Origin of the sequence: Actinomadura sp. RB99, assembly GCF_014706005.1 — a bacterium.
In the GTDB taxonomy this organism is placed as follows: Bacteria; Actinomycetota; Actinomycetes; order Streptosporangiales; family Streptosporangiaceae; genus Spirillospora.
On the sequence record NZ_JABMCA010000006.1, the window covers coordinates 124,524 to 135,822 of the forward strand.

The 11,299-nt window shown below is 72.6% G+C and carries 11 protein-coding genes; 5 read left to right on the top strand and 6 right to left on the bottom strand.

Features of this window, described 5'->3' with window-relative positions; genetic code table 11:
• Nucleotides 1-204: 204 nt before the first annotated feature.
• The 3 genes from amrb99_RS08175 to amrb99_RS08185 all read right to left on the bottom strand — a co-directional run bounded on the left by amrb99_RS08175 (nt 205) and on the right by amrb99_RS08185 (nt 3,492).
• Nucleotides 205-1,851 carry a long-chain fatty acid--CoA ligase gene (locus amrb99_RS08175; protein ID WP_194736644.1) on the bottom strand — a complete coding sequence of 549 codons (1,647 nt, stop codon included), beginning with the start codon at nt 1,849-1,851 and terminating at the stop codon, nt 205-207.
• Between the two features lie 37 nt (nt 1,852-1,888).
• Entirely contained in the window at nt 1,889-2,341 is a 453-nt protein-coding gene (locus amrb99_RS08180) for a MaoC family dehydratase (protein WP_190854189.1), read from the bottom strand.
• A 110-nt stretch (nt 2,342-2,451) separates the two neighbouring features.
• Nucleotides 2,452-3,492 carry a phosphotransferase family protein gene (locus amrb99_RS08185; protein WP_241755365.1) on the bottom strand — a complete coding sequence of 347 codons (1,041 nt, stop codon included), beginning with the start codon at nt 3,490-3,492 and terminating at the stop codon, nt 2,452-2,454.
• A 263-nt stretch (nt 3,493-3,755) separates the two neighbouring features.
• Between amrb99_RS08185 and amrb99_RS08190 the strand changes: the two genes are divergently transcribed.
• From amrb99_RS08190 to amrb99_RS08210, 5 genes are all read left to right on the top strand, one after another.
• Entirely contained in the window at nt 3,756-4,097 is a 342-nt protein-coding gene (locus tag amrb99_RS08190; RefSeq protein ID WP_190854195.1) for a hypothetical protein, read from the top strand.
• Between the two features lie 43 nt (nt 4,098-4,140).
• Nucleotides 4,141-5,823, top strand: coding sequence for an MFS transporter (locus tag amrb99_RS08195; protein ID WP_190854197.1), 1,683 nt, complete (start codon nt 4,141-4,143; stop codon nt 5,821-5,823).
• 151 nt (nt 5,824-5,974) lie between these two features.
• Entirely contained in the window at nt 5,975-6,442 is a 468-nt protein-coding gene (locus amrb99_RS08200) for a MarR family transcriptional regulator (RefSeq protein WP_190854199.1), read from the top strand.
• Complete coding sequence (locus amrb99_RS08205; protein ID WP_190854202.1) at nt 6,439-7,707, top strand: MFS transporter; 1,269 nt, start codon at nt 6,439-6,441, stop codon at nt 7,705-7,707. Before amrb99_RS08200 ends, amrb99_RS08205 begins: the two co-directional genes overlap by 4 nt.
• A 98-nt stretch (nt 7,708-7,805) precedes the next feature.
• Nucleotides 7,806-8,678, top strand: coding sequence for a PHB depolymerase family esterase (locus amrb99_RS08210; protein ID WP_190854205.1), 873 nt, complete (start codon nt 7,806-7,808; stop codon nt 8,676-8,678).
• A gap of 73 nt (nt 8,679-8,751) precedes the next feature.
• On the opposite strand, the gene amrb99_RS08215 is transcribed toward amrb99_RS08210, so the two are convergent.
• From amrb99_RS08215 to amrb99_RS08225, 3 genes are read right to left on the bottom strand one after another with little or no spacing between them, the layout of a single operon-like run.
• Nucleotides 8,752-8,949: an MbtH family protein gene (locus tag amrb99_RS08215; RefSeq protein ID WP_194736645.1), complete on the bottom strand. Its 198-nt coding sequence runs from the start codon at nt 8,947-8,949 to the stop codon at nt 8,752-8,754.
• Nucleotides 8,949-10,250, bottom strand: a complete 1,302-nt coding sequence (locus tag amrb99_RS08220; protein WP_190854210.1) for a lysine N(6)-hydroxylase/L-ornithine N(5)-oxygenase family protein — start codon at nt 10,248-10,250, stop codon at nt 8,949-8,951. Before amrb99_RS08220 ends, amrb99_RS08215 begins: the two co-directional genes overlap by 1 nt.
• The gene (locus amrb99_RS08225; RefSeq protein WP_190854212.1) at nt 10,250-11,266 is read right to left on the bottom strand and encodes an iron-siderophore ABC transporter substrate-binding protein; all 1,017 of its coding nucleotides are present in this window, start codon (nt 11,264-11,266) and stop codon (nt 10,250-10,252) included. Before amrb99_RS08225 ends, amrb99_RS08220 begins: the two co-directional genes overlap by 1 nt.
• Nucleotides 11,267-11,299: the final 33 nt, after the last annotated feature.

Below are 11,299 nucleotides of genomic sequence, written 5' to 3' on the forward strand. Positions count from 1 at the left end.
TTCTGTTTTCTCCCAGGGGGCGACCCCCTGGAACCCCGTCGCGGTTGACAGGCTGTTTCCCGCTCCGCTGGCGCTCCGCGCGAAACAGCCTGTCAACCGTCGGGCAGGCCCGCTGCGCTCGCCGGCGCTCGCTCCGCGCGCCTGCCCGTGGTGGCGGCCGAGGTCCGGTCTTCCGTTCGTTCGTGCAGCCGGGTCCAGGGTCCGTCAGCGCTCGATGTGCTCGATCTTCAGGTCGGCGCTCCTGTGGCGGGCGCGGAGGGGCTTCTTGTCGAACTTGCCGACGGTCGTCTTGGGGATCTCGTCCATGAACGTCCAGTACTCGGGGACCTGCCAGCGGGCCACCCGGGCGGCGAGGTGGTCGGCCAGCTCGGCGGCGGTCGCGGCGGCGTCCGGGCGGAGCACGACGCAGGCGAGCGGCCGCTCGTCCCAGCGCGGGTCGGGGATGCCGATCACGGCGGCCTCCGCGACCGCCGGGTGCCCCATCAGGAGGTTCTCAAGCTCGACCGAGGAGATCCACTCGCCGCCCGACTTGATGACGTCCTTGGCGCGGTCGGTGATCTGGTAGAAGCCGCGGTCGTCGATCGTGCCGATGTCGCCGGTGCGCAGCCAGCCGTCGTCGAACTTCTCCGGCGCCGGGTCGCGGTGGTAGGAGCCGGTGATCCACGGGCCGCGGACCTCGATCTCGCCGACGGACTCCCCGTCCCACGGCAGCTCGCGGCCGGCGTCGTCGACGATCCGCATCTCGACGCCGGCGGCGACGCGGCCGGACTTCAGCCGCCAGTCCATCTCCTCGGGCGTGCCGGGTTCCACCTCGGGCGGCGGGAACGCCATGCCGCCGAGCGGGCTGGTCTCGGTCATGCCCCAGCCCTGGATGATGCGCAGCCCGTACCGCTCCTCGAACGCCTCCAGCAGCGAGCGGGGCGCGGCGGCGCCGCCGGACGTCCCGGCGCGCAGCGACGACAGGTCCAGCTCGTGCTGCTCGCCGTAGGAGAGGATGCCGTTCCAGATGGTGGGGACGGCGGAGGCGAGCGTGCTGCGCTCCCGGGCGACGAACTCGGTGAGGTGCTGCGGCTGCATGAACGGGCCGGGCATGTGCAGCGTCGCGCCGGACAGGAACGCCCCGTACGGCAGGCCCCAGGCGTTGACGTGGAACATCGGGACGATCGTCAGCACCCGGTCGGCCTCGGTGATGCCGACCAGCGACGCCGACTGCACGGCCATCGCGTGCAGGAACGTCGAGCGGTGCGAGTAGACGACGCCCTTCGGGTCGCCGGTGGTGCCGCTGGTGTAGCACATGGACGCGGCGGACCGCTCGTCCACCTCGGGCCACTCGTAGCCGGGCTCCTCGGCGGCGAGCAGCTCGCGGTACCGCAGGACGGGGGCGCCGTTGCGGTTGGCCTCGAGCGGCGCGCCGTCGCCGTCGCCGACGATGACGAACGCCTCGACGGCGGGCAGCTCGTCCACCACCCGGGCGAGCAGCGGCACGAGGCTGTCGTCGACGATGATCACCTGGTCGTCGGCGTGGTTGATGATGTGCGCGAGCTGCTCGGGGAACAGCCGGATGTTGAGGGTGTGCAGCACGGCGCCCATGGCGGGCACCGCGAAGTACGCCTCCAGGTGCTCCTGGTTGTTCCAGCAGAAGGTCGCCACGCGGCCGCCCTGGCGGACGCCGAGCCGCTGCAGCGCGGCGGCGAGGCGCTCGGCGTTGTCGGCGACCTGCGCGAAGGTGGCGCGCCGCGGCTCGCCGCCGCCGGTCCACGTGACGCACTCGCTGCGCCCGTAGACGCGCCGGCCGTGCCGCAGGATCGCGGCGACCGAGAGGGGGAAGTCCTGCATGGTGCTGGGGATCATGACGGTCTCCGGGATGACGGACGGGATGGGCGGGGAGTCAGCCGACCAGCACGGACAGGACCTCGGCGACGCAGACCGGCTTGTCGCCGCCCTCGCGCTCCACGGTCACGCGGACCTTGGCCCGCGCGCCCTGCGGGGTGCGCTCCAGCGAGAGCAGCTCGGCGCCGGCGCGCAGCCGCGACCCGACGGGGACGGGCGCGGGGAAGCGGACCTTGTCCGAGCCGTAGTTGACGCCCATCGCCAGGCCCTCGACGCGCGAGATCTCCGACATCAGCATGGGGATCAGCGACAGGGTGAGGTAGCCGTGCGCGATCGTGCCGCCGAAGGGGCCGGCCGCGGCCCGCTCGGGGTCCACGTGGATCCACTGGTGGTCGCCGGTCGCGTCGGCGAACCCGTTCACCTGCTCCTGCGTGACCGTGTGCCAGTCGCTGTGGCCGAGATGGGTGCCGACGGCCTTCTCGTACTCGTCGATGCCGTGGAACGTCCTCATCGCGTTACCTCCTCCGCCGGGCGCGCGCCCGCTCCGTGGACGCCATGATGACAACATACCGACCGGTTGGTATGCAACGCGAGAGGCCGGGCCGCCGGCCTCGGAGGGGGTCAGGCGCCCTTGAGCGCGGCGATGCCGGAGCGGAGCAGCGGCTCGACGGCGGCGCCGATGGCGTCGAACCCCTCCCCCACGGTCTGGCCCCTCAGGTAGCGGTAGTGGATGCCCTCGGAGATCACCGCGAGCTTGAAGCAGGCCAGCCCGACGTAGAACCCGATCGCCGACAGGTCGCGGCCGCTGCGCTCGGCGTACCGGGCCACCACCTCGTCGGGCGACGGGAAGCCGGGCGCGCGCGTCGCCTCGGCCCGTCCCGGGACCGGCGCCGTCCGCCTCATGTAGACGAGCAGGAGTGCGAGGTCGGTGAGCGGGTCGCCGAGCGTCGCCATCTCCCAGTCCAGGACGGCCGCCACCCGGTCGTCCGCGCCGACGAGCAGGTTGTCGAGCCGGTAGTCGCCGTGCACGATCGCCGGGGCGGACTCGGGCGGGACGTTCGCCTCCAGCAGCGCGTGCAGCTCGGCGGCGCCGTCGAGGTCCCGGCTGCGCGACGCGTCGAGCTGCTTCTTCCAGCGGCGCACCTGGCGTTCGAGGAAGCCCCGCGGCCGTCCGAAGTCGGCCAGCCCCACCTCGGCGGGGTCGACGCGGTGCAGGTCGACGAGGGTGTCGACCATCCGTCCGGCGATCGCCGCGACCCGCTCGGGGCCGAGCGGGACGAGCTCGTCCGCGCCGCGGTACGGGGTCCCCTCGACCATCTCCATCACGTAGAACGGCGCGCCGAGCACGTCCGGGTCCTCGCAGAGCAGGTACGTCCGGGGGACGGGGACGGCCGTGCCGGCCAGGGCGGTCATGACCCGGTGCTCGCGGGACATGTCGTGCGCCGTCGCGAGGACGTGGCCGAGCGGCGGGCGCCGGACGATCCACGAGCGGGCCCCGTCGGTCACCTCGTAGGTCAGGTTCGAGCGGCCGCCGGCGACCACGCGGGCGCGCAGCGGCCCGGCGTCCGCCGGCCACAGGGCGCCGGGGAGGAACCGGTCGACGTGGCGCCGGAACCGGTCCAGCGGCAGGCCCGGGAGGTCGCCGTCTTCGAATACCCGCAATGCACCCCTCCTCGCCGATCCGAGCCCTTGTACCGTCCGGTCGGTATGGCGCACGATAACGAGATGGGAACCCTCGCCGTCCAGGGCCGGAGGGCCCCGGGCCGCGCCCCCACCAGGCAGGCATCGGTGCGCCGATGACACCATACCGACCAGTTGGTATGCAATAGCCGATTTCCCATTGCCATTCTCGGTCGGCGGCATTACTTTTGCGGCACGACGCGGAGCGGTGTGAGCTTCGCCACCCCTGGCCGAAGGACCGACCGATGACGACGACCGACCCCCGGCAGACCCGCGACCGGGCGCGCGGCCGCATCGGCACCGCGCCGGACGAGGACGTCCGGCCCGCCCGCGGCGGGCGCGACCGGCCCGCCGCGCCGCCGGCCCGCCTCCGCACGCGACCGGAGGCGCAGGCCGCCGAGGCCCGAACGAGCACCGAGCAGGAGGAGGTCTTCGGCCCCGTCCGCGCCGCCGTCCCGCACGACGGCGGCGACGACGCGGCACTCGCCATCGCCGGCGGCACCCGGTACGGGCCGCCCGGCACGGTGCGGGCCGCCGGACGCGAGCGCGCCGCCGCGTTCGCCGACGCCGCCCCGCGCCCTTTCTAGGACCGGTTCTCGGGGGAGACCAGCGCCCGGAGGAGTCCCTGACATGTCCGTTTCATCGTCCACCAACGACGGCGTCGCGCCCGGCGGCGCGGCCGCACCGCCCGGCCTCGCGGCACGGCTCTGGCGGCGGGACCTGCCGCACTACCCGGAGACGGGACGCCGCTACCTCTACCTGGGCATCGTGGTGATCACCACGATCGTCCTGTACTACCTGCTCTACATCCAGTACGCGGTGGCGACCTCCATCATGGAGCACTACCGCATGACGTTCACCTACTTCATCATGCTGTCGGTGATCGGCAACGCGATCGGCGCGTTCGCGTCGCTGTTCGCCGGGCTCGCCGACCGGTGGGGCCGCGCGAACCTGGTCGTGTACGGCCTGCTGGTCGCGGGCGTGATCGTGCTCGTGCTGCCGCACTCCCCCAACAAGGGCGTGTACCTGGCGCTGTTCGCGGTGCTCAGCCTCATCGAGGGCATCGTGCTGGTCGCCACCCCGGCGCTGATCCGCGACTTCTCCCCGCAGCTCGGCCGCGCCACCGCCATGGGCTACTGGACGATGGGCCCGGTCATCGGCAGCCTCGTGGTCACCGTCGTGACCAGCCACACCCTCGACAGCTCCAGCTGGCAGGACGAGCTGACCTACTCGGGCGTCGCGGCGCTCGCGGTGTTCGTCATCGCGCTGTTCGGGCTGCGCGAGCTGTCCCCGGCGCTGCGCGACCAGGTCATGGTCACCATGCGCGACCGCGCCCTGATCGAGGCGCGCGCCCGCGGCCTGGACCCGGAGGCGCAGCTCAAGGGCAGCTGGCGGCAGATGCTGCGGCTGGACGTCGTCGGCTCGGCGTTCGCGATCAGCGTGTACCTGCTGCTGTACTACGCGGCGGTCGGCAACTTCGTCGTCTACTTCTCCGCGACGTTCGGCTACAGCGAGCAGCGCACCAACGCGCTCGGCAACTGGTACTGGGCGGCGAACGCGATCGCGCTGGTCGTCGCCGGCCTGATCTCCGACCGGCTCCGGGTCCGCAAGCCGCTGATGCTCGTCGGCGGCATCGGCTCGGTGGTCTGCACGGCGGTCTTCGCGGCGTGGGCGACCGAGCCGAAGACCGGCTACTACGACTTCGCCTGGCTGTTCGTCGGGATCGGGATCTTCGGCGGGCTCGCGTACGCCCCGTGGATGGCGGGCTTCACCGAGACCGTGGAGAAGCACAACCCGGCGGCGACCGCGACCGGGCTGGCCGTGTGGGGCTGGATCCTGCGGATCGTCGTGGCCTGTTCGGCGCTGTTCGTGCCGATCGTGGTCAACTCGGTGACGCCGATCGTGGAGCACGGCGCCGAGGTGAAGGCCGCGTCCGCGCAGGCGCAGCAGGCCCTCGCCATCACGACCGCGCACCCGCAGATCTTCGCCGAGCTCGCGAAGTACCCGGCCGGGCAGGCGCCGCCGGAGCTGCAGGCGCGGGCCGCGCAGGAGGTCGGCGTCGCCGGCCTGCAGACGGTCGCCAAGGCGCAGCCGCAGCTGAAGATCCTCAAGGAGCACGGCGCGGACGTGCAGAAGGCGGCCAAGGACGGGCCGAAGCAGTGGCAGACCTGGTGGTACGTGGCGCTGGGCGGCCAGGTCGTGTTCATCCCGTTCATCTTCGTCATGAGCGGGCGCTGGAGCCCGCGGAAGGCGCGCGAGGACGCCGAGGCGCACCAGAGGGCGATCGACAAGGAGATGGCCGCGCTCTCCTGACCGCGCTCCGCACCGCACCGACACCACCGCATGAGCCGATCCACCGGCCGGGACGTCCCGGCCGGTGGATCGCCACTTTCCGGGGTCCGCAGAAAACCTAGCCAGGCGAACCTATAGGCATCTTATAGAAGCAAGTGATATATATCGGGACATGGACGAGCGGTCCCCTCTCGACGAGCTTGAACTGGCGGCCGGCCTCGGCCGCCTGTACTCGCTGATGCGCTCGCTGTCGCTGCCCCGCGACCTGTCGATGACCACCGTGTCGACGCTGGCCACCCTCGAACGCCGCGGCCCGTGCCGGGTGACGGAGCTGGCCGCGCTGGAGGGGGTCACGCAGCCGGCGATGACGCAGCTGGTGTCCCGGCTCGAACGGGAGGGGCTCGCCGAGCGCCGCGCGCTCGCCGGCGACCGCCGGGTCGTCGCGGTGCACCTGACCGACGCAGGGCGCGCCGACCTGGCGCGCCGCCGCGCCGGGCAGGCCAAGCGGCTCGCCGAGCTGCTGGCCGGCCTGCCCTCGTCCGACCGGGAGGCGATCGCCGCCGCGCTGCCGGCCCTGGACCGGCTGACCGGCGCCGCCCTCGGCGGTCCCGACACACCTGCTTCCGGAGAGTGCGAATGAGTCAGCCGTCCGCGGGCGCGCAGAGCCCCTTCAAGCAGCCGAAGGCCGTGTGGGCCGTGGCGTTCGCGTGCGTGGTGTCGTTCATGGGCATCGGCCTGGTCGACCCGATCCTGCCCGCGATCTCCGCGGACCTGCACGCCTCGCCCAGCCAGGTCACCCTGCTGTTCACCAGCTACCTCGTGGTCACCGCGGTCGCGATGCTCGTGACCGGCTTCGTGTCCAGCCGGATCGGCGCCAAGCGCACCCTCATCGCCGGGCTGGTCCTGATCGTGGTGTTCAGCGCGCTCGCCGGGACGTCCGGCAGCATCTCGGGGATCATCGGCTTCCGGGCCGGCTGGGGCCTCGGGAACGCGCTGTTCATCGCGACGTCCCTGGCCGTCATCGTCGCCTCCGCCAGCGGCGGGCTCGGCGGCGCGATCATCGCCTACGAGTCCGCGCTCGGCCTCGGCATCGCCGTCGGGCCGCTGCTCGGCGGGCTGCTCGGCGAGGTCAGCTGGCGCGGCCCGTTCTACGGCGTCGCCGTGCTGATGGCGATCGCGCTGCTCGCGACGATCACGCTGGTGCGGCCGCAGCCGAAGCCGGCGCGCAGGACCTCGATCGCGGACCCGATCAAGGCGCTGCGGCACCGCGGCCTGCTGGTGATGAGCCTGACCGCGCTCTGCTACAACTGGGGCTTCTTCACCGTCCTCGGCTACGCGCCGTTCCCGATGCACCTGAGCGCGCTGAAGCTCGGCCTGGTGTTCACCGGCTGGGGCCTGCTGGTCGCGGTGTTCGCGGTGTTCGGGGCGCCGTGGCTGCAGCGGCGGCTCGGCCTCGCCCGCACCCTGTACTTCAATCTCGCGCTGTTCGCCGTCGACGTCCTCGTCATCGCGGTCTTCGTGAACTCGCAGGCCACGCTGATCGTCGCGGTGATCGTCGCGGGCGTGTTCATCGGCGTGAACAACACGGTGACGACGCAGGCCGTGATGATGGTGGCGCCCGTGGAGCGGCCGGTCGCGTCCGCCGCGTACGGGTTCGTCCGGTTCATCGGCGGCGGCCTCGCGCCCTTCGCGGCGGGCAAGATGGCCGAGCACGCCAACATCCACGTCCCGTTCGCCGTCGGCGCCGCCGCGATCGCGCTCGGGATCGGCGTCCTCGCCATCGGGCACCGCGACCTCGCGCGCGCGGAGCGCAACCAGGCCGGAGTGGACGCGGAGGCGGCCGCGGGCGGCGCGGACGCGGAGGTCACGGAGGCGGCGGAGGCCGGTTCCGGATCCGGTTCGTAGCACTGCGTGGTCCCTGTCTCCGGGGGCACAAAAGATCGCGATCTTTTGTGCCCCCGGATGCGTAGCCGGGCGGCTCGGCGACGGGGTTGGATCACCCCATGAAGATCGCCGTGCGGGCGGCGATGATCGTGGCGGCGCTGCTCGCCGCGTTCATCGCCCACCCCCTGCCCGCCGGAGCGGCCCAGGACGCTCCCGGAACCACCGAGCACTCCGTCGCCATGGGCGACTGGAACCGCCCCTACCTGCTGCACCTCCCGCCGGGCGCGAAGCCCGGCGCGCGGCTGCCGCTCATCGTCGCGCTGCACGGCGGGCTGAACGACGCCGCGTACGTGGAGAACCAGAGCGGCCTCGACAAGATCGCCGACCAGGACGGCTACGCCGTCGCCTACCCCGACGGGCTGCTCGGCACCTGGAACGCGGGCGCCTGCTGCTGGTTCGCCCGCTGGGCGGGCGTCGACGACGTCGGCTTCCTCGACAAGCTCATCGACACCCTCGTGAAGCAGGGCGTCGCCGACCCCCGCCGGGTGTTCATGACCGGGTTCTCCAACGGCGGCGGGATGGCCTACCGGTACGCGTGCGAGCGGGCCGACAGGGTCGCCGGGATCGCCGTGGTGTCGGGCGCGCTCGCCATCGGCTGCACCCCGAAGCGGCCGGTGTCGGTGCTGGCCTTCCATGGAACGTGGGATCCGTCCGTCCCCTACGACGGGGGCGGGAACATGGACGCCGACGTGCATTTCCCGTTCATCGGCGTGCGGTTACTGATGGAGTTCTGGAGATGGGTGGACAAACTGCCCGCCCTCTCGTGGCCCGTGCGGGACGGCCCTGAGGGCTGCGTCGGCACCGGACCGGGGCCCGTCGAGGTCGCGCTCTGCACCAAGCAGCAGGGCGGCCACGAATGGCCCGACTACGCCAGCAAGCTGATCGGCGAGTTCTTCGCGGCCCGCCCGTCGCTGCCGAAGCCGGCGGCCTGAGCGCGGGCCCGGCCGCCGGCCGCCGGCGGGTCGAGGGCGGGCCCACCCCCGGGCCCGCCCTCGGGTCGTCGCGTTACGCGGTGAGGCTCCGCGGACGCAGGTCCGTCCAGTTCTCGGTGACGTAGGCCAGGCAGTCGGCCCGGGACGCAGGCCCGAACGCCGCGGTCCAGCCGGGCGGGACGTCGGCGAACCCGGGCCACAGCGAGTGCTGGCCCTCGGCGTTCACCAGGACGAGGAACGTGCCGTCCGGGTCGTCGAACGGGTTGGTCATCACGCCTCCTGCGGGACATTCGCGAGGCGCGCGGAGCGCCGCGCGATGGACTGGACGATCTCTCCGGTGCGCACCGCCGTCATCGACAGCAGCGACGAGGCGATGCCGTGGCTGTGCTCGGTGGCCCCCTGCAGGTACACGCCCCACTCGCGGCCCGGCTCGGTGGCGATGCGGTAGTCGCGCTCCACGACCGGGCGGCCGTCCGGGCGGGTCCGGCACCCGGCCCCGGCCTCGCCGAGCAGGTCGAACGGGTCGCGCTCGCGGTAGCCGGTGGCGTAGACGACGGCGTCGGCGTCCAGGTCCGTCGTCTCACCGGTGGGCAGGAACGCGACCCGCACCCGCACGCCGCCCGCGTCCTCGCGGACGCCGAGGACGCGGGAGACGTTGAGGATCCGCAGCCGCTCGGTGCCGGCGACCTTCTCGGCGTAGGCGCGCCGGTACAGCTCGTCGATGAGGTCGAGGTCCACGACGGAGTAGTTGGTGTTGCGGGAGTAGCCGAACAGCATCTCCTTCACCTCGTCCGGCGCCGCGTAGTAGTGGTCCACGGCGGCGGGGTCGAAGATGCGGTTGGCGAACGCGCTGTCGTCGGCGGGCGAGTACCCGTAGCGGGCGAAGACCGCGCAGACCTCGGTCTCCGGGTGGGTGCGGTGCAGGTACTCGACGGCCTCGGCGGCGCTCTGCCCGGCGCCGACGACCACGAGCCGGCGCGGCCGCCAGCCGGGGCGCTCGTCCAGCCGGGTCAGCAGGTCCTCGGTGTGCCAGATCCGCTCCCCCGGCCGGACCCCGGCGGGCAGCACGGGGTCGAGGCCGGCGCCGATCACCACGTTGCGGGCGAGGTGGGTCTCCAGCTCGTCGTCGCGGCGGACGACGACCTCGAGCGTCCCGGCGTCGTGCGGGCGCAGCGCGACGACCTCCGCGCCGTACCGGACGCGCCCGGCGAACGCGGCGGCGGTCCATTCGAGGTAGTCGTGGAACTCCACCCGCGTCGGGAACATCGTCTTGTGGTTGACGAAGTCGACGAGGCGGCCCTTGGCATGCAGGTAGGACAGGAACGAGTAGGGGCTGGCCGGGTTCCGCGGCGTCACCAGGTCCTTGAGGAAGTGGACCTGCATCGTCGCGCCGTCGATGAGCATGCCGCGGTGCCAGCCGAACGCGGGCTGCTTCTCGAAGAACACGGCGTCCGCCGACGGGTGCGCCTCCTCCAGCGCGACGGCGAGCGCGAGGTTGGACGGGCCGAACCCGATGCCGATGACGTCGCGGACGGGCGGCTGCGTCTCCGCCGCGGTCAGGTCCTCCGGCATCAGGCCGCCTTCGCCGCGTCCGCCGCCTTGGCGATCCGCGGGACGACCTGGTCGACGACGTAGGGGACGGACAGGGCCGTCGGGGTGCGCAGCGGCCAGAACTCCTTGAGGTCGAGGCGCACGTAGGAGCCGCGCTCGACGACGGGCAGGCCGGAGAAGAGCTTGTTCCCCTCGAACTTCTTCTGCGTGGCCGGGTCGTCGTTGTAGTAGCTCAGCAGGACGTCGGTGTCGAGGACAGGCAGCTTCTCCATGCTCAGCTCGGCGGCGAACCCGTCGCCGGGCAGCTTGCTCAGCTTGTCGGGCAGCACCATCCCGAACTGCTCGAACAGCTTGACGCTGGTGTCGTCCTTCGACTTCATCACGCCGATGTTGCCGCTGGGGAACACGCTGGTCAGCGCGAAGCCCTTGCCCTGGAGCCCGGGGTGGGACGTCTTCACCGACGCGATCTTCGCCTCGGCGGCGGCGACGACCTTCTCGCCGTCGGCGGAGCGGCCGACGGCCTTGGCGACCTGCCGGGTGATCTGCTGCCAGGAGTCCTCGGCGGGCCCGGTCTGGTAGGCGACGGTCGGCGCGAGCTTGGAGAGCTTGCCGTACTCCTTGTCGATGGTGAAGTCGCCGGCCGCGAGGATCAGGTCGGGCCGCAGCGCGGCGACCTTCTCCAGGTCGAAGCCGGAGTCGCCGGCCGTGAGCAGCGCCGGCTTCTCGCCGGTGACCTTCGGCGCGCTCCAGGGGGCGAGGCCGTCCTTCTGGATCCCGGTGAGCTCGACCATCCCGACCGGCCGCACGCCGAGGGCGAGGAGCGCGTCCTGGTCGACCTCGCCGAGCGCGACGATCCGCTTCGGCGCGGACTTGACGGTGGCGCTGCCGAGCCTGCCGGTGATCGTGACCGGGAACGATCCGGCCGCGCCGCCGGAGGAGGCCGTGGCGGGCTCGTCGTCGCCGCCGCACGCCGCGGTCAGGGCGAGACCGAGGACGAGCGCGCCGGTGGCGGCCAGACGCCGCGTCAGTGTGCGCATGAGGGCCGGTGTCCTTCCAGGTGGTCCGGGGTG

What these genes read in the sequence shown, in the direction of transcription:
- amrb99_RS08205 (WP_190854202.1), top strand. Translation starts at nt 6,439, where the DNA reads ATGAGTCAGCCGTCCGCGGGCGCGCAGAGCCCCTTCAAGCAGCCGAAG.
- amrb99_RS08225 (WP_190854212.1), bottom strand. Translation starts at nt 11,266, where the DNA reads ATGCGCACACTGACGCGGCGTCTGGCCGCCACCGGCGCGCTCGTCCTC.
- amrb99_RS08210 (WP_190854205.1), top strand. Translation starts at nt 7,806, where the DNA reads ATGAAGATCGCCGTGCGGGCGGCGATGATCGTGGCGGCGCTGCTCGCC.
- amrb99_RS08175 (WP_194736644.1), bottom strand. Translation starts at nt 1,851, where the DNA reads ATGATCCCCAGCACCATGCAGGACTTCCCCCTCTCGGTCGCCGCGATC.
- amrb99_RS08220 (WP_190854210.1), bottom strand. Translation starts at nt 10,250, where the DNA reads ATGCCGGAGGACCTGACCGCGGCGGAGACGCAGCCGCCCGTCCGCGAC.
- amrb99_RS08195 (WP_190854197.1), top strand. Translation starts at nt 4,141, where the DNA reads ATGTCCGTTTCATCGTCCACCAACGACGGCGTCGCGCCCGGCGGCGCG.
- amrb99_RS08190 (WP_190854195.1), top strand. Translation starts at nt 3,756, where the DNA reads ATGACGACGACCGACCCCCGGCAGACCCGCGACCGGGCGCGCGGCCGC.
- amrb99_RS08180 (WP_190854189.1), bottom strand. Translation starts at nt 2,341, where the DNA reads ATGAGGACGTTCCACGGCATCGACGAGTACGAGAAGGCCGTCGGCACC.
- amrb99_RS08200 (WP_190854199.1), top strand. Translation starts at nt 5,975, where the DNA reads ATGGACGAGCGGTCCCCTCTCGACGAGCTTGAACTGGCGGCCGGCCTC.
- amrb99_RS08215 (WP_194736645.1), bottom strand. Translation starts at nt 8,949, where the DNA reads ATGACCAACCCGTTCGACGACCCGGACGGCACGTTCCTCGTCCTGGTG.